Below are 21419 nucleotides of genomic sequence, written 5' to 3'. Positions count from 1 at the left end.
TAACGACCACTTTTTTTGAGGGGCTGAATGAAATGGCAACAATAAGACAGTTTACAGCCATTTATATTGTTATTGCGCTAAGTCTTTTTTTCGGGTGGCAATGGATGTTTGTGGAGAATGAGTGGCTGCGAGCATTAGGGATAAATTTGCTGCAAGCGGCAGTAGGAGGAGTTAGTTTTTTGGGGCTTTTTAAAGCCTATCAGAAAATAACGACGAAACAGCGCTATTTCTGGCTTTTATTAAGTATCGGTGTCTTAAGTTATGTTTTTGCGAAGCTCTTCTGGTTTTATCGCCTTTTGACCATTGGTTCTGTTTTTATTTCAAATCGGGCGTTGCTAATCTTTCTCCTAGCCTATTTATTTTTTTTGCTCGCTCTCATTTATAAAGTGAAAGTGATCACGACAAATATTGTAAATGGGACAGCTCTTTTTAATATTGTCATTTTCATCATCAGTTTTGCTTCGATTTTCAGTTATTATTTAATTCGTCCTGTCTATGAACGGATCAATGAATCAATCATTCATACGATTATTATTGCTTATCCGGTCCTTGATTTAACGATTTTATTTGTAGCACTTTATTTATATTATTTTTCGCTAGAAACGAAAGAAGCCCCAGTTTATCGGCTGTTAATTGCAAGTTTTTTTATCCAAATCATCGCGGACTCAATGTTTACCTTTCAATTTTTTACGAACGGATATCAGCCAGGATTGTTCGTCGATTTTTTATGGCTAATAGCGTTATTAATCATTGGTCTCTCAGGCTTCTATGTCCAGCATCTTCCTGAACAGAAGTTGACCAAAAGAGGCACAATCGGAGTATTGGATGAACTAATTCCGTATATCAATGTTTTAGTTCTATTGGTTTTGTGCATTCAAAATGTTGGTTGGCGATTAACAGAACTTGGCATCAGTCTCGTTGCGGTTATTGTGATGATTATCTTCCGTCAACTATGGCTTTTACGAAAAAATGCCAAACTGATGGCTGAGTATAAGCATTTAGCGTTTCATGACCCGCTCACAGGATTGAAAAATCGGGCAAGCTTTCAAGCAGAATTACCGGAGATTCTAAATGAAGCGAAATGGAAAACGGATATCGCAGCACTGTTGCTCATCGACTTAGATCGATTCAAAAAAATTAATGATACGCATGGGCACAGCATTGGGGATAGTATGTTAATTAACGCATCTAAACGATTACAACAAACTTTACAATTAACCGGTGAGCTATATCGAATCGGTGGGGATGAGTTTGTGATGGTCCTGCCGAAGACAACGGAAGAAGAGTGCGAGCTCATTGCCAAAAAGCTTTTACAAGCGTTTGCAGCTCCATTTGTCATCAATCATCATGAACTTACGATTACTCCAAGCATTGGAATTAGTTTGTATCCAGAGAGTGGGGAAGATTTCGAAACCTTATTAAAAAATGCCGATCGGGCAATGTACTTCGTCAAAGAAAGAGGAAAGAATCATTATCATTTTTTTGATTGTGAATTGGCAGTCATTCAAAATCGGAAAATGAAGCTTGAGACCGGTTTGCGAAAGGCGATTGAAAAGAATGAACTAGAAATTTATTATCAGCCGAAAATGGAATTAAAATCGATAAAAATCGTTGGTATGGAAGCGTTGTTACGCTGGAACCATTCAACATTGGGCTTTATCTCTCCAGCTGAATTCATACCGATTGCCGAGGAAACCGGACAAATTGTTTCGATTGGCGAATGGGTATTAAAACAGGCTTGTCAACAAAATAAACAATGGCAAGACGAAGGTATACCAGCCCTATGTGTGTCAGTCAATGTTTCGGTCGTGCAATTACAATATAGTAATTTGGTGACAACAGTCAAGCAAGCTTTAGAAGAAACGGGTCTTGAACCCCACTATCTTGAATTAGAAATTACCGAAAGCTTAATGCAAAATATTGAAGAGTCAACTGAAGTATTGAAACAGCTAAAAAACCTAGGAGTCAAAACGGCAATCGATGACTTTGGCATGGGGTACTCTTCCTTGCATGTCCTGAAAAAATTACCGATTGATACAATAAAAATCGACAAATCGTTTATTGACGATATCGAAGACGAATTGACCCAATCGATTATTAAAACAATCATTGAGATTGGGATCAATTTAAATTTAGATGTTGTCGCTGAGGGGATAGAACGGGAAGAACAAGTACTGTCGTTAGCGAAATACAGTCGCATCATTGGACAGGGATATCTCTTCTCCAAACCAACAAACTCCGAAGACTTTACGAAAATTTTAAAGAACGAGATGTAGGGGACAGGCACAAAAGCCTGTTTCTTTTTTTATTTTTTGAAAATTTAAAAAGAATAGATTGTCTCAAAAGAAGATCGTATCGTAAGCAAAGTTTTCTAGCTTATGATACGATCTTTTTTTTCGAGTTTTTATGTTGAAAACCCTTGATGGCACTCGGTTTGTGAGGATTTCCGTTCTCAAATTGTGTCTTTGGTGTGATATAACTCACTAAAGTGATTATCATTCTCAACTATGATAAAGGTAAGAAAACAAAGGGGGGATTTCAATGAAAACCACTAATGTGAATACTGAAGAGGTGATCGTGAATGAGAACGAAAACGTTCCCGTTCAGAAACCTTCAAGAGTAGGAACTTGGATTTCAGTTGGAATTGTTGGATTGGTTATTTTAGGGACATATTTTTTGCTCTACGGACTTTATATGGCAAGAGTATAGGGGGGAAGCGAGATGCATTTAGATGAAAAGATTTGGTTGATCTTAAGCTTTGGAATGATCATGGGATTTATGGTCTTAACGGCCTATCAAGCTGTAGCATTTGAAATGGGACCTCCTAGTTATACAGAAACGATAGACCCGCAAAAAGTGGATGAAACAGCACCATTTGATCAACCTGGCGTAAAGCAAATTGGCGAAAATGAGTATGAGGTCGTTATGACGTTACAGATATTTAGTTTTACACCGATGGAAATTGAAATTCCAGCCGGTTCAACTGTTCATTTCACGTTAACTTCAAAAGACGTTGTTCATGGTTTTCAAATAGCAGATACAAATATAAATGCAATGGTTATGCCAGGTCATATTCAAAAAATATCGCAAAAATTTGATGAACCTGGAGAATATTTAGTGTTATGTAATGAATACTGCGGCGCAGGACATCAATTTATGAGCACGAAATTAGTTGTTAATTAAAAGGGGGGAGAAAAATGGAATCTGTAGTAACAGCACCATCATTAAATGAAAAAGCAAACAAAGTACTAGGGGTTAATCTAGAAGACGCTAGAATCTCGAAATCATACTTATCCGTAGCCTTTATTGCCTTACTACTCGGCGGACTTCTAGGTTTATTTCAAGGATTGAACCGTGCTGGAGTCTTTGATTTGCCACCATGGTTTAACTATTATCAAGTGTTAACTGCACACGGTTTGCTTTTAGTAGTTGTTTTTTCAGCCTTTATCACGATTGGTTATTTCTATGCCATACTATCACACACTCTAGGAGGCTTGCTTCCAAAAGTACGGAAGATCGCCTGGGTTGGCTTTTGGACGAAAATAGTCGGATTTGTCTTAGTAGTTATTCCTATTTTAATGAATGAAGCTTCTGTTATGTTTACATTTTATCCACCAATGGCTGCCCATCCAATGTTTTATTATGGATTGGTACTGATTGTACTGGGAATTTGGGCCCTGTCAGCAGGTGCCTTTATCCAAATAGCCAATTGGAGAAAAAATCATAAAGGGCAGCATCTTCCTATTCTTGCTTACTTTGCGACAGGGGTGTTCATTCTATTAGTTGGTGCAACGGCATTTGTAGCTGTTGAGGTTCTCTTCATGATTATTCCATGGGTCCACGGCTGGGTAGATGGAATTAATGTTATGCTTGCACGTACTTTATATTGGGCATTTGGGCATACAGCTGTTAACATTTGGTATTTAACGGCAGTATCTGCCTGGTATTGTATCATTCCGAAAGTGATTGGCGGTTATCGTTTTAATGACTTATTGACACGGATGGTTGTCGTTCCGTTAGTGATCATGAACATTACTGGTGGTTTCCACCACCAAATCGTTGACCCAGGTATTTCTGAAACAGTTAAATTTATGCATGTTTTCATGAGCTTGGCGATTGGTTTTCCTTCTCTAATGACTGCTTATGCGATGTTTAGAGTTTTCGAACGCACAGGTCGAGCGAAGGGTGGAAAGGGTTTACTTGGTTGGTTTAAAAAATTGCCATGGGGCGATGTTCGCTTCCTAGCTCCGTTTATTGCGATGGCAGCTTTCATTCCTGCTGGTGCAGGCGGAATTGTTCAAAGCACGAACCAATTAAACCAGGTTGTTCATAATACGATGTGGGTTGTTGGACACTTCCACTTAACTTTAGGGATGACTGTTACGATGACATTCTTTGGAATAAGCTATTGGTTGGTGCCATATTTGTCAAACCGTGTGTTAACGCCAGCGATGAATAGATTAGGTGTCATACAAACGATTATTTGGACCATTGGGATGGTCATTATGGCAATCTCCATGCATATGGTCGGATTATTTGGTTCTCCTAGAAGAACTTCATATACAACTTATGGAGATTTTGCGGAAATACTCGGATGGAATCCGTACATGATTGCCATCGGTTTCGGAGCAACCCTTTTACTAATCGGTGTGATTATTCAAGTATACGCTGTATTTAATCTCATGTTCTTTGCTCCAAAAGGTGAAACTGAATTTCCACTTGCTGAAGAGGAGCCAGGAGCACCCAAAACTCCATACTGGACAGAACGTTGGGGAATATGGATTGTGCTTATGTTAATTGTCATTTCAATGGCGTATGTCTGGCCGATTGTTGATATGATCATCAATGCACCTCCAGGATCACCACCATTTAAAACTTGGTAATCAACTTTAGAAAGGGATAGCTTAAGAGTAAAGCTATCTCTTTCAAATAAATCTAGATTGTGGGGAGTGGTCTCCGTGGTCAAAAATCGACAAACATTTTTTGCTAGTTTGATTGTTTTCGTATTTGGTTTTGTCTTATTTTTTATTGGCACAGATGGATTTACCGCCTATACAGCGGAAACGGCAAGAGTGACAAAGCTGATCGATGAGCAGCCGCAATTCCCTGATGTCAATTTTGAAGATAGTGAGGGACGAACCTATTCTATTTCAGAGTTTGAAGATAAATATATTTTTATCACCTTTATTTATACGGGCTGTACGACGGTTTGCATTCTATTAGAACAAAATATGGCTCAAGTGTATGAAAAGCTTCCTAGTGAATATTTAGGGAAAGACATTGTCTTTTTAAGTGTTAGTTTTGACCCTACAAGAGATGACCCAGCAACATTAAATAAATATAAAGATTTATTTAACAGTGATGGGGAAACGTGGCGGATGGCAAGAATACTTGATCAAGCCAAATTGAATCATTTACTTGAGCGGTTCGGAGTCATTGTCATCCCAGATGGATATGGAAATTTCGCGCATAATGCGGCCTTCTACCTTGTGGATGGGAACGGAACTTTAATCGATGTAATGGACTATACGGACATTGATGGTGCGGCAAATAAGTTGTTTACAATTCTTGAAACGAACAGGGGGGAGTAAGGATGAATCAATTTTTAATCGGTTTTGTCCTGTTGGTTGTACTAATGCTTCCTCCTGTCGCAAATGTAATGGAATCTGTCATGATTATCCACATGCACATGCAGATGCCGTTACTCGTGATCTCAGGTTTTTTCATGGCCCGCCTCATTCAGAAAAAAATCCCTTCCTTTTTTGAAAAATACAACGAAAACGGAGTGCCTGGAATCCTTCTGTTCACAATTATTATGCTGTATTGGATGTTGCCACGAACGATGGATGAAGCATTAACCGTTCAAAGTGTAGAGTTGTTTAAATTTATTAGTTTGCCATTTTTAGCTGGTGTCCCTCTACGAGATAGTTGGAGCAAATTAAGCAATACGGGAAAAAATGCACTAATAATCTTTTTTACGATTATTTTCATCGTGATGGGCTGGTTATATGTCCAAGCAAACGCGCAATTATGTAATAACTATCTCGTTATTGATCAAATAATCCTTGGCTGGGGATTTATTACGATGGCTATCTGCATGGTCATCTATTTAATCTATGTCTTTTTAGTGGACCCATCACAATACGAATAAGAAGCATAGGATGTGAATGATATGATTCTGCCGCAACAAGAGACTGGTAAGACAAGTGTCCAAACTAGGCAAAGAGTTTTCAATCTTTTAGCTGATTTGAAGTCTCTTTTTAAAGCCGTTGTTTTATTTTCCAATGTTTTACCTGTAATTACTGGATTGGCGTTAGCTCTGTATTTCACAAATACTTCCTTAGTAGAGGTTTGGAGTGTTGCGCTGTTAACAGTAGTAGGAAGTACGATGGTGATGGCCGGTGCACTAATCCTTAATAATTGGTATGATGTTGACATTGATTCGGTCATGGCGAGGACGAAAAGTCGCCCAACCGTAACAGGTACGATTTCCCTTAAAGTGGTATTGGCGATGGGAATAGCTTTTACTATGAGCGGATTCATTCTCTTGCTATTTACTTCAGTGGAAGCCGTTGGCTACGCATTTGTTGGTTGGTTTACTTATGTTGTCCTCTATACGATGTGGTCGAAGCGGCGCTATACGTTTAATACAATAATTGGGAGTGTCTCCGGAGCGGTTCCCCCTTTAATTGGCTGGGCGGCGATTGATTCCACCCTCCACATCGTGCCAATGGTGCTGTTTCTCATCTTGTTTATTTGGCAAATGCCTCATACGTATGCAATCGCCATCAAGAAGCACGATGAATACAAAGCGGCGGGAGTTGCTATGCTACCGGTAATCCGCGGAGTGAAAACAACGAAATGGCATATGCTTTTTTACATTTGTTGTTTATTGCCGCTTCCTTTCTTTCTATCAACACTCGGAATCAGCTTTCTTATTCTTGCCACTTTAATGAATTTTGGTTGGTTCCTTTTAAGCGTCAGTGGATTTAGGACAAAAGATGATTACAATTGGGCACATTGGAACTTTCTCTATTCGGTGAATTATATAACCTTTTTGTTCTTTTTTATGATTATAGTAACATTTTTTGGAAAATAAAGATGGGTTTAGAATCTAAAATGGTTCTCAAACCCATCTTTTTTGATAGGGACGTACCCTATGCTTCCAAGGAAATTTCATCGTTGGCCTCACCGTTATTTAACTGCAGATTATCATGGTTACCTATCAAACTTGACATATACTATAAGCTGCAACCTTTGCAAGATTTCTAGGTTCTTCCTATTTGTTTCCCTCATCATAAAAAATCATTAACCCACTAAACAATAATTAATATTAAGAAGAAGCACAGGGTACGTCCCCATGCTTACATGCTTAGATGAGCAGAAACTTGTCAAGTTATGTCAAAACATGGACAGGTTTTGCCCTAGGCTGAATTTTGAGAATTGTTTATGATAGATTCATACAAACAAACTGTTTTTAAACAGTGAATAAGATTACTAACTTAAGTAGGTTATGAATGAAAGCGATTCCAATTATTTTTGATTGGAACAAAAAAACGAAGGGGTGTTATGAATGGTTATGCATGCATTAAGTGAGGAAAAGGCGACAGTAGAAAGATTATTATTAGGGGCAGAGAAAATCGGTAAGCTTGCTGAACAGGAAGCACAATTAGCGGAGGAAAATTCAACTGTTTCTGACAATGTGATTGAGTTAATCAAAGAAACGGAAATCGCAAGAATGATGTTGCCTAAAAAATATGGTGGACCGCAAACAGATTTGAAAACGCTTGCAAAGGTTGTGCGCAAGGTGGCAAATTACAATCTTTCGGCTGCGTGGTTAACGTATCTTTATCCGCTTCATAATATTTTACCTGCTTATTTGCCGCCTTCTGGCCGAGATGAAATCGTCAATCAAGGTGGACTTATCTGTGATATATTTGCCGCTTTAGGAAAAGCAGAAAGAGATGGCGATGGCTACCGAATTAGTGGTCAGTGGGACTATGTGAGCGGCGTCCTTCACAGTGACTGGGTAGGTGTGGGTGTCATGATGCAGCTTCCTGATAGTGATCAACCAGAATTTTGTTTGCCGATGTTAAAAGGATCTGAAGTGGAGATTGTGAAAAACTGGGATACCTTTGGCCTAAGAGGAACAGGAAGCAATCGTGTCATTGCGAAAGATGTATACGTTCCAATGGAGCGAATTTTACGACTTGATGTTGCGGAAGCGACTCGAAGACCGCCAGAAGCAGATTATGACAAGGACTATCCTTTCTATCATGTGCCATTTTATCCAGCCTTTTACTTTGGGTTCGCCTACATGGCAATCGGCGGGGCAGAGCGTATTCTCAAAGAATTTAAAGAGTTAACAGAGAAGCGAGTTCGCTTAATGGATGGAGTGCGTGAAAGTGAGTCTCCTCGTAGCCAAAGAGTGTTAGCAGAATTGACGACTGAATTTCACCAAGCGGAAGCGCTAATGGAAAAATATATGGACTTGCTCGTAAACTATGAAAAAAATGGTGCAGAAACACCGATGGCAGAATTTTTCGCATTAAGAACGAAGGCCGTTAAAATTTGTACAGAGATTGCCGTTCGAGCGTTAACAACTCTTGGAGGCGGTGCTCTTTACAAGGGTGGCGCAATGGAGTTGTTCTTACGAGATATGATTGGTGTTGCCACACATAAGACGTCATTGTATGAGGATGCAGTTGCTGCCTACGGAAAGCAAGTATTTGGTTTTGATGGCGGGGTAAGAGGCTAACCTCTTCCAGTTTCTAATAATTTTAAAGAAAATAAATGGATTGTGAAAATTTAAGCATAAAGGATGGGAAAACATGGCTGAAATTGTAGCAGGTGTGGCAATGTCACATAGTCCAATGATCATGACAAATGAAGCTGGTGGCGGTGAAAAAGGACAGAATTTCATTCGGACGGCAAGTAAAATGAAAGAGTGGCTAAACGAGGTTGGTGCTGAAATCATCGTCTTAATATCGGATGACCATTTTAATAGTTATTTTTATGACCATATGCCGTCGTTCACAATCGGAATAGGTGATTGTGAAGGTTGGGGGGATTGGCAAATTCCCGAATACCAGATTCCTGTTCAAAAAGAATTAGCAAGGCATATTCTTGATGCAGGTTTAGCAAATAATGTTGATTTCGCTTTTACGATGAAAATGAAGGTAGATCATGGCCACACACAAGCCATTTACTTTTTAGATCCCGAATTGACGATTCCGGTCGTACCAATTGCGGTCAATACGGTTGCACCGCCTCTACCGACAATGGACCGCTGTTTCCAAGTTGGAGAAATTGTTCGCCAAGCGATTGAATCATGGGATACGGACAAAAAAGTAGCAATCGTTGCTTCCGGGGGAATTTCGCACTGGGTGCCAATTCCAAAAGTTGAAAGCGAAAAGCCGGAAGATCAAGGATTAATTAAAGTACTCGTTAACGGGCGACAAGAAATTGAGCAGCTAGATGAGTATTTGACGACGCGGGAAACGAGGGTAACACAAATTAAATCGGGACCAGTGAATGAAGAATGGGATCGCGAGTTTTTACGCTTGATTACGGAAAAAGATTTTCAAGCACTGCGCCAATGGAGTCCAGAATATATTGAAGAGAATGGCGGCAATGGCGGCCAAGAAATCCATAACTGGCTCGTACTACTAGGGATTCTTCAAGACTTTAAACCAGAGGTTGCTTGTTATGAGGCCATTCCTGAATGGGTTACTGGGATGGGGATTGTCCAATTCAAACAAGGGTAAAGGATATTTTGTAGGATAATAATGAGGGGATTTCTCTCATTATTATCCTTTTTTTATGAACATATTAAGCAAGATTTGTAATCTTTTCAATTTCATTTTAAAATAGTGAAAAGGCTTTCAATAAAAGAGGCGCTGAACGTGTAAATCGCCGATGGAGAGTTCAATAAAAGATAAGAGAATGGGGGGGTTAACAAATGACAATCCAGATCTCTGAGGAAAGCTATTTCGAGAACGATGTAGCAAATGGCCGAAAAATAGTCACATCCTCTTCCGCATTTGGGATTCTAAGGCAGCAGCTTGTTCGAAATATAGGAATTACAAGAATGAAAGACTTCTTGTTTCATTATGGCTGGGAAATGGGTGTGAACGACGCAAAGGAAGCGAAAAAAAAGGAATCATCTGTTGAAGCTCTAGTGAAGAAGGGACCGCTGCTCCATATTGCCAATGGACATATTACCGGAATGAAGCATGATTGTGATGTAGAGTATGATGAGAATAATCATCTCAGCTCTGTTTATGGACGAGGAGTTTGGATCAACTCATATGAGGCAGCGGAGCATGTGAAACGAATTGGCCTATCAGAAACGCCCGTTTGCCATACGTTAATTGGCTATGCGAGTGGATATATGTCAACCGTGTTCGGCGAACCGCTTTTCGCGAGGGAAATCGAATGTGTTGGCAAAGGGGATTCCGTATGTCGTTGGGAAGTAAAAACACAAAAACAATGGGAAAACGAAAAGCAGGATCAACCTTATTTTTATAATGAAATTCCAATCGTTGAAGAACTAGAGGTGACGTATGAGCAATTGCTTGACCAGCAAAAGTTCGTTACAAAACTATCGAGCTTTCAAACAAAATTAGCTGAGGAAATTGCCAATGGAAGTGACCTGCAATCGATCACAGATATGGTATTTTCCATTGGTCGAATTCCGATTATTATTTCAGACACTGGTCATCGTACACTCTCTTATTCAGGCTTGTCTGAAGAAAAATATACGGATTTAAAAGAAGATATGAATCGTTTTTTTAAAGAAAGTCGTGGTTCCAATGATGTCTTTAAAATAAAGGAAAATCAGATTTCCGCGTTTAGAAGGAAAGTGTTAAAAACGGAACAGCAGGAGCGGCTCATTACTCCTATTCTAGTTCAAAAAGAAGTAATCGGTTTTTGTTCGTTTATTTATGAAAACAGTGCCGAACATAATTATGAGGAAGATTTTTTATTTTTAGATCGGTTTTCTAATGCAGTTTCAATCGTTTTATTGAACGAAAAGACGAAGTTCGAATCGTTTGAGCGAATGAAAGGGAATTTTCTCGAACAAATCTTAGATGCAAAATTGCAACCGGCCGAGATGATTAAACGGGGCAGATACACCGGGATTGATTTAACGAAACGATATTATATTACAGTCATGGAATATAAAAAATTTGATCGTTCACTTCAAGAAGAGTTTCTTTTGCACGAGCAAATTTTTGAAACGACGTTTTGGTATTTTAATGAGAAAAAATATAATTTATTAATTGGAAACCGTGATGGCAATATGGTTTTATTCATATCTGAAGAGACGTTTAACGATATGATAATCAATGATTTGATTAAAGATTTTCAGCAGTTTATTTCGAACAAATATCCTCAAGGGGAATTTAAGTTTGGCATTAGCAATGTTGGGGAAGGGATTGAAAATGCACCGAAATGTTATGAAGAAGCAATGATTGCTTTGCGTCTCACCTTGAAAAAAGGGATTGTCCCCTTCCAGTCTCTAGGAATTATTGGTGTGCTTATTGATACGAAAAATATTAAAGGAATTAAAATGATTGCCGAACAAGAACTTGGTCCGCTATATCATACCGAAGATGCAAAAATTCATGAACTTTTAAAAACATTGTATTTCTTTTTGTTAAATGGCGGAAAATTAGAGCAAACGATGAGTGATTTAGCATTATCGATGAGCGGATTACGCCATCGAATTGTGAAAATAGAGAGTATGCTCAATAAAGACCTTCGGGATCCAAATGAAACCCACCAATTATTATTAATCATTAAATCATTAATTGCATTAGGAGATTTGAATATTGATTAAGGAAAAAAGGGGGACGGCTCTCTTTTTTCTTTAATAAACCAATAGCAGAAGGTTCGGAGGGGATGAGTCCGAATCAAGCAGTCATTCGGACAGAATCGCTAGCTTTCAAGAGAATCGAGTCCGAAAAAACAAGCCCCCCAGCAACATCCATGAATCAATGGAATACATGAGGTCTCCCACACTACTTCCGTCTGTACAACAAACATTCCTCCTCCACAAAACACATAAATCAAGTGTGAAGAACAGGCATATGTGTTGCTCACTCATATCCACATCCAATTGCACGAATCAAACTCGACTAACCAACAAAAAATGTCCAAAATGACCATAATTATAAATAGTTTTTGCTCTTGTTAGAAAATTTAAAATTTACTAAAATTTTTATAGAAAAACAAATGAACACAAAGTAAATTGGTAAATAAAAGAAATGGACAATTGTAGACGAGCAGAAAGATAGTGTGAAATAATGATCAGATTTTCTGAAATGAACAAAAATTGTTTATGTAAAGACAAAAGATGAACAGATTTTGCCCTAGTAAGAAAATTTGGAATTCTATATATTATCCTTATAGAGTAAAAGAACTTAAATAAGGTGTTTATAGTGAAAACAAAAACCATACAATGGCACACCAGATTGAAAGCGATGCCATTATATGAAGTTGTTTAGTCGTTCAATTGTCAACTTGAACTTAATACAGTTAAAAAGGGAATCTAAAAATCAAAAAAACAGAAGGGGTGTATTTCATGGCGATACATGTATTGAATGAAAAAGAGGCTATAAGAGAACGGATGTTATTAGCAGCTGAAAAGGTTGGAAAATTAGCTGAACAAGAAGCACATGAAGCGGAAAAAAATGCGACAATTTCAGATAATGTCGTAAAGTTAATGAAGGAAACAGAAATTTCAAGAATGATGTTACCAAAGAAGTTTGGTGGACCTCAAGTTGATTTGAAAACGTTTGCAGCAGTTGTGCGCAAAGTGGCAAATTACAATATTTCTGCAGCTTGGTTAACTTACCTTTATCCGCTTCACAACATGCTTCCGGCTTTCTTGCCGCAAACAGGACAGGATGAAATTGTCAATCAAGGCGGACTTATCTGCGATATTTTTGCTGCTCTAGGGAAAGCGGAAAAAGATGGCGATGGCTATCGCATTAGCGGGAAATGGGACTTCGTTAGCGGAGTGCTGCACAGTGATTGGGTAGGCGTTGGCGTCATGATCCAATTCCCTGATAGTGATAAACCGGAATATTGCTTGCCGATGCTGAAAGTTTCCGAAGTGGAAGTCGTAAAAAACTGGGATACTTTTGGATTAAGAGGAACAGGAAGCAACCGTATTATTGCTGAAGATGTACACGTTCCAATGGATCGTATTTTACGCCTTGAACCAGCAGAAGCAACGAGAAGACCACCTGAGAAAGACTATGATACGGAATACCCTTTCTACCATGTACCATTCTTCCCAACTTTCTATCTTGGGTTTCCTTATATGGCACTTGGCGGTGCAGAGCGTATTCTTAAAGAGTTTAAAGAAGCGACAGAAAAACGCGTTCGCTTAATGGATGGAGTAAGAGAAAGTGAATCACCTCGAAGCCAGAGAGTGTTAGCAGAGATGACAACAGAATTCCATCAAGCGGAAGCTTTGCTTGAAAAGTACATTGATTTATTAGAAAACTATGAAAAAGATGGTTGTGTGACACCGAACGCCGAGTTCTTTGCGATTCGTACGAAGGCGATTAAAATTTGTGTCGACATCGCTGTTCGAGCATTGTTAACACTTGGAGGCGGCGCCCTTTATAAAGGTGGAGCAATGGAATTATTCTTAAGAGATATTCTATCTGTAGCGACACATAAAACTTCATTATATGAAGATGCAGTAGCTTCATATGGAAAAGAATTATTCGGATTCCCATCAGGGGTAAGGGGATAAGAGGCTCTAATTAACTTTATTAGTTGACCATGAAAGGAGACTGTATGGAAACGATTCATTTAAACAAGGAAAATTTGGCCGTTTGGCAACAGAAGGCAAAGCCAAATGTCATCGCGCTTGGTTGTTTTGACGGTCTCCATCATGGACATATAAAAGTGATTCAAATGGCTTTGCAGAAAGCAAAGGAAAAAAATGTTCCGCTTGCGGTGATGAGCTTTTTTCCTCATCCGAAGACGGTCATCGAGGGGAAGGATTGTTTTCACTATTTAATGCCGCTGTCTGAAAAAGAAGCGAAGCTTAAGGAACTAGGTGTTGATACCTTCTATCTCGTTGAATTTGATCGCGAGTTTGCCGCACTCGAACCAGAGGAATTTGTCCATCAGTATTTATTGAAATTAGCTGTCGTTCATGCAGTTGCTGGTTATGATTTTTCATATGGCCGCCGTGGCCAAGGGAATATGCTGCGTTTAAAAAGCGACTCCGGCGGACGAATTGATGTGACAACGGTTAAAAAAGTTGAGTCCGGTGGAGAGAAGATTAGCTCAACGTCGATTCGTGAACGATTATTGACTGGGAAGGTTGAGGATTTGCCTAAATTATTAGGCCAATCTTATGAAGTAAAATGTGATTGGGATGGATCATGTTTAACTCCGCATCCTTACTTTACCCTCCCGGCACCAGGTCGTTATGCGGTTACATTGAAAAGTGACGGGCAATCCGTAAAAACAGAGTTAATGGTCGTTGAAAAGCAGCTGACCTTTATGAAGGAAATTCCAGTTCTCATGAAAGGGAAGCTTTCAGTTGTTTGGAACCATCGTATTTTTGGCGAAAAGGGGAGAAGGGAAACCCCTAATATATTAGCCTATTAAGATTTCAATGCTAGAAAATTTTATCATAGAAAAGGAAGTGGATAAAATGGCGCAAATCGTAGCAGGTGTGGCGATGTCACATAGCCCGATGATTATGACAAATAGAGAAGGTGGCGGTGAAAAAGGACAACGTTTCTTAGATACTGCAGCAAATATGAAAAAATGGCTAGAAGAAGTAGGCGCTGATGTGATCGTCCTTATTTCAGATGACCATTTCAATAGTTATTTTTATGATCATATGCCTTCATTTACTGTTGGGATTGACAGATGTGAAGGATGGGGAGATTGGGAAATCCCTGAATATGATATCCCTGTACAAAAGGAATTAGCAAAACATGTTCTTGATACAGGTTTGGCAAATAACGTTGACTTCGCTTTCTCGATGAGAATGAAAGTAGATCACGGGCATACGCAGGCGATCTATTTCTTAAATTCAGAACTAGAAATCCCTGTTGTTCCAATTGCTGTCAACACTGCAGCACCACCACTGCCGACGATGGATCGTTGTTTCCAAGTAGGGGAAGTTGTCCGCAAGGCAGTCGAGTCATGGGAAAGTGATAAAAAAGTTGCCATTGTTGCTTCCGGAGGAATTTCTCACTGGGTGCCAATTCCAAAAATTGATAGTGAAAAACCTGAAGATCAAGGGCTAATTAAAGTATTAACAAATGGTCGCCAAGAAATCGATCAACTTGACGAATACTTGCATACACGCAAGACGAGAGTGACGCAAATTAAATCAGGTCCAGTGAATGAAGAGTGGGATCGTGAGTTTTTACGTTTGATTACGGAAAAGGATTTTCAAGCGCTGAGACAATGGAGTCCCCAATTTATTGAAGAAAATGGCGGAAATGGCGGTCAAGAGATTCATAACTGGCTCGTGTTATTAGGAATTCTCCAAGATTTTGAACCAGAAGTTGTCTGTTATGAGCCGATTCCTGAATGGGTAACCGGAATGGGAATCGTTAAATTCAAATAACAAAAAGACGTTGAAAAGCAGCATAAAGAAAAGAAAAGATGGAGGAGATTTCATGTCAATTTGGACAGATATTGCCGATTTAGAATTTAAAAATTATTATGTAGATGCAAATGGAATTAAAACGAGAGTACTTGAAGCAGGAACCGGCGACCCACTTATTTTGCTTCATGGAACAGGCGGTCATATTGAAGCGTATGCTCGCAATATTAGAGGGCTAAGTGAGCATTTCCGTGTCATTTGTATTGACATGCTAGGTCATGGCTACACAGAAAAGCCAAACCGCCCATATGGAATTGATTCCTATAGTGATCACTTATTATGGACAATTCAAGCACTTGGTTTAAAGGAACTCTATTTATCTGGTGAATCATTAGGCGGATGGGTAGCTGCTTGGTTTGCTGCACATCATCCTGGGATTGCGAAAGCGTTGGTACTAAATACACCGGGAAATGTAAACAACAAAGTTGAAGTTATGGCAAAGCTAAAAGAATCAACAATCAAAGCGGTTGTCGAAGCAAACTATGAAAATGTGAAAACAAGACTTGAATGGTTAATGTATGATAAAAGTCAAGTAACCGATGAACTGATCGAAGCTCGTTACAAAATCTATACACAACCTTCTTATCTACAAGCAGTTCATAATATTGTTGCTCTTCAAGATCTTGATTTTAGACAAAATTACAGTTGGGATCCATCATGGTGTGGAAAAATCGACGTGCCAACATTATTAGCATGGACGGACCACGATCCAACTTCAACGGTGGAAGAAGCGAAGCCGATTCAAGACATGATTCCTGGCAGTGAACTAACGGTCATTAAAGATGCCGGACATTGGCCGCAATGGGAAAAAGTTGAAGACTTCAACAACGTAATCATTAACTTTTTAAAGAAATAACAAACAATCAAATGTAAAACGACTTTGATCGGACAACAGCTCATTTGTGCGATCAAAGTTTTTCATGAATATAACAAGTATCTATTAAATAAACACGGATTGAATGGTAGGTTTACAGAGGGAAATGTGAGCCTACCAATCATTCAACTAACATATTAGAAGGTTAGTTGAATGATATAGTTTTCTTAAATATCGTAAAATTAGTAATTTCTGAAATTTATGAGTAAAAACACTAGTCTAATTACAACTAATGTATTAGAATGTTAATATCTTAATAGTGCAAATGATGCAAACTAGCATTCTTTAATCATGCTAGAAATAATAGCGCTTACAATTGCATCATGTATATTCTTTAAGTATATAAGGGGGAAAAGGGATGAAGAAGTATTTTAAGGGGTTAGTAGTCGTGTTTTTCGTTTTGGTTCTAGCAGCCTGTGGTGGAGAGTCGGCAGGCTCGAACTCAGATGGAGATGGGGGTAACAGTTCATCAGCTGATGCGATCAAGTTAAGTTATGCGTTCTTTTCACCAGAAAAAACATATCCAGGTGTTGTTGCACAAACATGGTCAAATGAAATTAAAGAGAGAACAGACGGAAAAGTCGATGTAGATATTTATTTTAGTGGAACATTGCTTGATGCAGGAAACATGCTTGATGGAGTTGCAAATAATACAGCAGATATTGGTATAGTGGCTCTTTCTTATGAACCTGGCCGTTTCCCGCTAGAGGAGATTGCTGAAATTACTCGTGGTTATTCTACAGCGGAGGTTGCTAGTCAAGTGATGGATACGCTGTTACAAGAATATCCTTCGGAAGTATTAGATCAATATGAAATTATTAAAGTGTTTACAACGGATGCAATGGCGATTCATAGTACAAAGCCAATTGATAGCTTAGATGCCCTTAAAGGGGAACAAATTCGCATCGGCGGTGCGCTAACACCAGTTCTTGAGAGACTAGGCGGTGCTCCTGTCGGAATGAGTAATGCGGAGCAAGCGCAAGCATTACAAACAGGGATTATAAGTGGATATGTGTCTGATCGCGGAAACTTAAAAGATGTTGGCTTTGCTGAATTGGTCGGCTATGTAACGGACTATCCGTTAGCGATCACGACATTGGTTGCGGTTATGAATAAAAATAAGTATGAGACATTGCCAGAAGACGTAAAAGCAGAGATTCAAGCGCTAAAAGTAGAAATGCCGGTCATTGCCGGACAATACCTTGATAATCATATTGAAGGTGTATTGGAATGGAGTAAAGAAGAACACGGCGTTGAGATCGTCTCTTTGAAAGATGGCGAGAAAGACAAATGGGATGCAAAAATTCAAGAGCTCCAAGATGAATACGTGCAAAAGGCAAAAGAAAAAGGCTTACCAGCCGAAGAGTATCTAGGCCGAGTGCACGAATTGCTTGAAGAGTATTCAGCGAAATAGACGAGCAGAGTGGAGGGAAAGATTGTGGGAATGATTTCCGACAATCTTTTCTTGCAACATTTAACAAAAGCGTTATTATGTCCTCTCCTTTTGTGCTTCAGAAGGATGGAAATCATCACATCGTTTTAAAAGGAGGTTGTAAACAATGGTCACAATACTTAAGGCGATCAACCTTAAATTGAATAATGTGATGCTGTCACTTGCCGGTACCTCGTTAGTCGTTTCGATGCTTTTAGTCGTTTTTAACGGGACGATCCGAACATTCACCAATCCTTATTCGGGAATCATTGAGACGGTAAGCTGGTTAGCTGCGATTACGACTGCATTCAGTCTTGGCAGTGCACAAATTAGCAAAACCCATGTTTATATTGATTTGCTCTTTAATAAATTTAATGCACTTTTTAAAAAAATTATAGGTGTCATTGTCACGGTTTTAGCCCTCGCCTTTTTTATTCTCTTAATGACTCAACTTATTCAGTACGGTATCAGTTTAAAAGACCAAGGTGTTTTATCTAGTACACTAAGAATTCCATATTATCCATTCATTATCGTGACTGCGGTTGGTATTTTTGGGTTGATTTTCACGCTCTTTGTTGAGTTGATCGAGATCTTATTTGGAAAGGAGAAAGATGATGAATCCTAGTACAATTGCTCTTTTGGCATTAGTTTTGTTAGCGATCTTAATCATGTTGCGGATGCCAATCAGTTTTTCGATGTTCATTGTTGGCTTTTTAGGATTGATGATCTTATCTCCTCAACCAGAAGCTGCGTTTCGATTGCTATCATCAAATGTATGGACGGAATTTTCGAATTATTCATTGAGTGTTATCCCGCTTTATATTTTTATGGGTGAAATTGTCTTTAGGGCCGGGATTAGTCAGTATATATTTGATGCTGCCTATAAATGGATCGGACGTTTTCGCGGAGGAATGGCAGCGACAACCATTCTTGCCAGTGCTGGATTTGCTTCCATTTCAGGATCTAACTCAGCAACAGCAGCGACGATTGGAACGATTGCACTCCCTGAATTAAAGAAGTACAAATACCACGAAACCTTGAGTACAGGGGCGATTGCTACCGGAGGAACATTAGGAACAATTATTCCTCCAAGCACGGTTCTCATCGTTATCGCGATTTTAACGCAGCAGTCAATCGGTGATTTGTTTCTCGCGAGTATTCTGCCTGCTGTCGTGCTTGTAGGCTTGATGCTTTTAGTCGTTTTCTTAATATGTTGGCGAAAGCCTGATTATGGACCACCAAGCACAGAGAAGTTTACGATGAAAGATCGTCTTACTTCAACATTAAGAGTGGCTCCAATCTTTGCTCTTTTTGCGTTCGTTATTGGTGGGTTGTTTTTAGGCTGGTTCTCACCAACGGAATCTGGTGCTTTCGGAGCCTTTGGGGCAATTGTTATCACTTTGTTGATGCGGAAGCTTACATGGGCGAAATTTAAAGGCGCACTTGTTTCAACCTTAAAAACGTCGGCGATGATCATGATGTTGATGGTCGGTGCGATCATCTTCGGAAGATTTTTAACGATGGCAAGACTATCATTTACGATTTCTGATTTCATCAATTCTCTTCAAGTTAGCTCGATCATCATTATGCTCATTATTATTTTAATTTTTGTTGTTGGTGGCGCGCTGATGGATGCGATGGGCTTCTTGATGATTGCGATTCCAGTCTTTTTCCCAATTGTTACTGGCCTTGGCTACGATCCAGTATGGTTTGGAATTATGATGTGTGTAATCACAAGTATGGGTGCAATAACTCCTCCAATTGGTTTAAATGTGTTTGTCGTCCATGGACTGACCCCTGGAACTTCTTTGTTTACCATCTTTAGAGGGACGAGTTTATTCTTAATTGCTTATATCCTGTTTATTGCGATTTTCGTTGCTTTTCCGCAATTGATGACGATTGCTCTTTAAGGTAGAGGAGGGAAGGCGAGGAAAAAAGAATGTCCAATTTGGTAAAAGTTCGACTTTATTTTTACTTTGTAGGAATTTTGGTCCTATCCTTAGGACTAACTTTATCGGTGTATTCCCAATTAGGTGCTTCTCCAATGCCTTCACTACTAGTTGGAATGCAGCAGCTATTTGGCTTGACAGTAGGAAGTTGGGAAGTAATTATTGGTGCGTGTTTATTAGTCATTATTTCCCTTGTCCGACGAACGAGATTAGATATTCTGGCGTTCTTCACTTCCTTTATTGCTGGTGTAGCAATCGATTTATGGATGTATATAATCAAGCAAATTTATATTCCAGATCTATTATTAGGGAAAATCCTCTATATTATTTTTGGATTGGTGTTCATTGGCATAGGGGTGGCGATGTATTTACAATCGAAATTTTCACCATCCCCACCTGATGCCATGATGTTGTTGATTCACGAATATATGAAACTAAAACTCTCTACATCTCGGACGTTGTTTTCGGTGATTATTGTCGTGAGTGCCTATCTCATTGGCGGACCGATTGGAATTGGAACGTGGATTATGGTTTTTGGAATGGGGCCAGTTATCGGTTATTTTTATCCATCAATGGAAAAATATTTTAAAAAGTTAAGCGATTCTGTCCAACCGCTAGACGACGAGAAGGACTTACGACAGGGACATTAAATGGTCAAGCCACTCAATTTTTATCGAGTGGTCTCTTTTAGCATTATGACAGAGTAGGAGGGACGTCATTTGTTATTTGATTATGAAACAAAAGGAACAATTACAAAATCGCTTATCGCTTATAATAAAATCAAGGAAGAACTGATGTCCGGCTTATGGAATTTTGGTGATGAAATTTCGGTTACAGAATTAATTAGCAAATTTGGCATTTCAAGAAGTCCGATTATGGATGCGCTTAAAATGCTTGAAAATGATGGTTTTATTATGATTATCCCTCAATCAGGTTGTAGAGTCATCAGTTATTCAAAAAGTGAAATGCTCGATCAATTAATCCTAAGTTCATCGATTGAAGCACTATGTGCTGAATTAGCAGCGAGCAACCATACAGAAAAAGAAATAAATGACTTAAAGCATTACCAGCAGCAGAGTAAACAACTGCTTGGAAATGCAACAGAAAAAATCCATTATTATAAATACAATCGTGAAGTCCATTATCGAATTGCAAAAATGACCCATTCCTCGCGAATCATGAAAGAAACGATGCGTATGTTGGACTTGAACTATTTTTATATTCTAAACCTATTCGACGACTCTACATTCGACATTCTAGAATCTTTTAATTATCATGATGAGATCTTTCAATTTATTGAAAAAAGAGATGCGGACAAAGCGTTTATGTTTATGAGAAGACACATCCGTGCGTACATTGATTTACTAAAACCTCGTTTACCATCAACGATTGTTTAGAAAAAATGAGGAAATTACGATATAATCATGTTAGAATATTCTAAAATTTAGTTAAATATACTTTCATATTCATTTAAATGGTCGTTTAGTTGTTAAAAATAGTCAATGG

Annotated in this window: 19 protein-coding genes; all 19 read left to right on the top strand. The window is 38.9% G+C overall.

Annotation, left to right across the window (positions count from 1 at the left end; translation table 11 throughout):
* Nucleotides 1–32 precede the first annotated feature (32 nt).
* The 19 genes from GNT69_RS01605 to GNT69_RS01515 all read left to right on the top strand — a co-directional run bounded on the left by GNT69_RS01605 (nucleotide 33) and on the right by GNT69_RS01515 (nucleotide 21310).
* Entirely contained in the window at nucleotides 33–2276 is a 2244-nt protein-coding gene (locus GNT69_RS01605; protein WP_203553190.1) for a putative bifunctional diguanylate cyclase/phosphodiesterase, read from the top strand.
* Nucleotides 2277–2541: 265 nt separating this feature from the next.
* A complete protein-coding gene (locus GNT69_RS01600; RefSeq protein WP_203553189.1) occupies nucleotides 2542–2709 on the top strand; it encodes a hypothetical protein in 168 nt (55 codons plus the stop codon).
* Nucleotides 2710–2721: 12 nt separating this feature from the next.
* Nucleotides 2722–3183, top strand: coding sequence for a cytochrome c oxidase subunit II (locus GNT69_RS01595; protein WP_203553188.1), 462 nt, complete (start codon nucleotides 2722–2724; stop codon nucleotides 3181–3183).
* A 14-nt stretch (nucleotides 3184–3197) separates the two neighbouring features.
* Nucleotides 3198–4883, top strand: a complete 1686-nt coding sequence (locus GNT69_RS01590) for a cbb3-type cytochrome c oxidase subunit I (RefSeq protein WP_203553187.1) — start codon at nucleotides 3198–3200, stop codon at nucleotides 4881–4883.
* Nucleotides 4884–4958: 75 nt separating this feature from the next.
* Complete coding sequence (locus GNT69_RS01585) at nucleotides 4959–5591, top strand: SCO family protein (RefSeq protein WP_203553186.1); 633 nt, start codon at nucleotides 4959–4961, stop codon at nucleotides 5589–5591.
* Between the two features lie 2 nt (nucleotides 5592–5593).
* Entirely contained in the window at nucleotides 5594–6151 is a 558-nt protein-coding gene (locus GNT69_RS01580) for a hypothetical protein (protein ID WP_203553185.1), read from the top strand.
* Nucleotides 6152–6172: 21 nt separating this feature from the next.
* The gene (gene cyoE, locus GNT69_RS01575) at nucleotides 6173–7099 is read left to right on the top strand and encodes a heme o synthase (protein ID WP_203553184.1); all 927 of its coding nucleotides are present in this window, start codon (nucleotides 6173–6175) and stop codon (nucleotides 7097–7099) included.
* Between the two features lie 474 nt (nucleotides 7100–7573).
* A complete protein-coding gene (locus GNT69_RS01570; protein WP_203553183.1) occupies nucleotides 7574–8758 on the top strand; it encodes an acyl-CoA dehydrogenase family protein in 1185 nt (394 codons plus the stop codon).
* Between the two features lie 73 nt (nucleotides 8759–8831).
* Nucleotides 8832–9767, top strand: coding sequence for a DODA-type extradiol aromatic ring-opening family dioxygenase (locus GNT69_RS01565; RefSeq protein WP_203553182.1), 936 nt, complete (start codon nucleotides 8832–8834; stop codon nucleotides 9765–9767).
* 194 nt (nucleotides 9768–9961) lie between these two features.
* The gene (locus GNT69_RS01560; protein WP_203553181.1) at nucleotides 9962–11845 is read left to right on the top strand and encodes a XylR N-terminal domain-containing protein; all 1884 of its coding nucleotides are present in this window, start codon (nucleotides 9962–9964) and stop codon (nucleotides 11843–11845) included.
* A gap of 744 nt (nucleotides 11846–12589) precedes the next feature.
* Nucleotides 12590–13774, top strand: coding sequence for an acyl-CoA dehydrogenase family protein (locus GNT69_RS01555; RefSeq protein WP_203553180.1), 1185 nt, complete (start codon nucleotides 12590–12592; stop codon nucleotides 13772–13774).
* Nucleotides 13775–13818: 44 nt separating this feature from the next.
* On the top strand, nucleotides 13819–14643 hold the full coding sequence (locus GNT69_RS01550; RefSeq protein ID WP_203553179.1) for an FAD synthetase family protein: 825 nt from the start codon (nucleotides 13819–13821) through the stop codon (nucleotides 14641–14643).
* Nucleotides 14644–14689: 46 nt separating this feature from the next.
* On the top strand, nucleotides 14690–15619 hold the full coding sequence (locus GNT69_RS01545; RefSeq protein ID WP_203553178.1) for a DODA-type extradiol aromatic ring-opening family dioxygenase: 930 nt from the start codon (nucleotides 14690–14692) through the stop codon (nucleotides 15617–15619).
* A gap of 52 nt (nucleotides 15620–15671) precedes the next feature.
* On the top strand, nucleotides 15672–16514 hold the full coding sequence (locus GNT69_RS01540; RefSeq protein WP_203553177.1) for an alpha/beta fold hydrolase: 843 nt from the start codon (nucleotides 15672–15674) through the stop codon (nucleotides 16512–16514).
* 376 nt (nucleotides 16515–16890) lie between these two features.
* Nucleotides 16891–17946 (top strand): TRAP transporter substrate-binding protein DctP, encoded by a 1056-nt coding sequence (gene dctP, locus GNT69_RS01535; protein WP_203553176.1) that lies wholly within the window; start codon nucleotides 16891–16893, stop codon nucleotides 17944–17946.
* 145 nt (nucleotides 17947–18091) lie between these two features.
* Complete coding sequence (locus GNT69_RS01530; RefSeq protein ID WP_203553175.1) at nucleotides 18092–18589, top strand: TRAP transporter small permease; 498 nt, start codon at nucleotides 18092–18094, stop codon at nucleotides 18587–18589.
* A complete protein-coding gene (locus tag GNT69_RS01525) occupies nucleotides 18579–19874 on the top strand; it encodes a TRAP transporter large permease (protein ID WP_203553174.1) in 1296 nt (431 codons plus the stop codon). Before GNT69_RS01530 ends, GNT69_RS01525 begins: the two co-directional genes overlap by 11 nt.
* A 29-nt stretch (nucleotides 19875–19903) precedes the next feature.
* On the top strand, nucleotides 19904–20563 hold the full coding sequence (locus tag GNT69_RS01520; RefSeq protein WP_203553173.1) for a YczE/YyaS/YitT family protein: 660 nt from the start codon (nucleotides 19904–19906) through the stop codon (nucleotides 20561–20563).
* Between the two features lie 69 nt (nucleotides 20564–20632).
* On the top strand, nucleotides 20633–21310 hold the full coding sequence (locus tag GNT69_RS01515; protein ID WP_203553172.1) for a GntR family transcriptional regulator: 678 nt from the start codon (nucleotides 20633–20635) through the stop codon (nucleotides 21308–21310).
* Nucleotides 21311–21419 lie beyond the last annotated feature (109 nt).

This window comes from Bacillus sp. B15-48 (assembly GCF_016879755.1).
Taxonomy (GTDB): domain Bacteria; phylum Bacillota; class Bacilli; order Bacillales; family Cytobacillaceae; genus Mesobacillus_B.
Note: the sequence above shows the minus strand (reverse complement) of the source record. Positions and strands in the feature narration are given on the sequence as shown.

Bases quoted from the DNA above. Each gene is read 5' to 3' on its own strand.
- GNT69_RS01605 (WP_203553190.1), top strand. From the start codon at position 33: ATGGCAACAATAAGACAGTTTACAGCCATTTATATTGTTATTGCGCTA.
- GNT69_RS01600 (WP_203553189.1), top strand. From the start codon at position 2,542: ATGAAAACCACTAATGTGAATACTGAAGAGGTGATCGTGAATGAGAAC.
- GNT69_RS01595 (WP_203553188.1), top strand. From the start codon at position 2,722: ATGCATTTAGATGAAAAGATTTGGTTGATCTTAAGCTTTGGAATGATC.
- GNT69_RS01590 (WP_203553187.1), top strand. From the start codon at position 3,198: ATGGAATCTGTAGTAACAGCACCATCATTAAATGAAAAAGCAAACAAA.
- GNT69_RS01580 (WP_203553185.1), top strand. From the start codon at position 5,594: ATGAATCAATTTTTAATCGGTTTTGTCCTGTTGGTTGTACTAATGCTT.
- cyoE (WP_203553184.1), top strand. From the start codon at position 6,173: ATGATTCTGCCGCAACAAGAGACTGGTAAGACAAGTGTCCAAACTAGG.
- GNT69_RS01570 (WP_203553183.1), top strand. From the start codon at position 7,574: ATGGTTATGCATGCATTAAGTGAGGAAAAGGCGACAGTAGAAAGATTA.
- GNT69_RS01565 (WP_203553182.1), top strand. From the start codon at position 8,832: ATGGCTGAAATTGTAGCAGGTGTGGCAATGTCACATAGTCCAATGATC.
- GNT69_RS01560 (WP_203553181.1), top strand. From the start codon at position 9,962: ATGACAATCCAGATCTCTGAGGAAAGCTATTTCGAGAACGATGTAGCA.
- GNT69_RS01555 (WP_203553180.1), top strand. From the start codon at position 12,590: ATGGCGATACATGTATTGAATGAAAAAGAGGCTATAAGAGAACGGATG.
- GNT69_RS01550 (WP_203553179.1), top strand. From the start codon at position 13,819: ATGGAAACGATTCATTTAAACAAGGAAAATTTGGCCGTTTGGCAACAG.
- GNT69_RS01545 (WP_203553178.1), top strand. From the start codon at position 14,690: ATGGCGCAAATCGTAGCAGGTGTGGCGATGTCACATAGCCCGATGATT.
- GNT69_RS01540 (WP_203553177.1), top strand. From the start codon at position 15,672: ATGTCAATTTGGACAGATATTGCCGATTTAGAATTTAAAAATTATTAT.
- dctP (WP_203553176.1), top strand. From the start codon at position 16,891: ATGAAGAAGTATTTTAAGGGGTTAGTAGTCGTGTTTTTCGTTTTGGTT.
- GNT69_RS01530 (WP_203553175.1), top strand. From the start codon at position 18,092: ATGGTCACAATACTTAAGGCGATCAACCTTAAATTGAATAATGTGATG.
- GNT69_RS01525 (WP_203553174.1), top strand. From the start codon at position 18,579: ATGAATCCTAGTACAATTGCTCTTTTGGCATTAGTTTTGTTAGCGATC.
- GNT69_RS01520 (WP_203553173.1), top strand. From the start codon at position 19,904: ATGTCCAATTTGGTAAAAGTTCGACTTTATTTTTACTTTGTAGGAATT.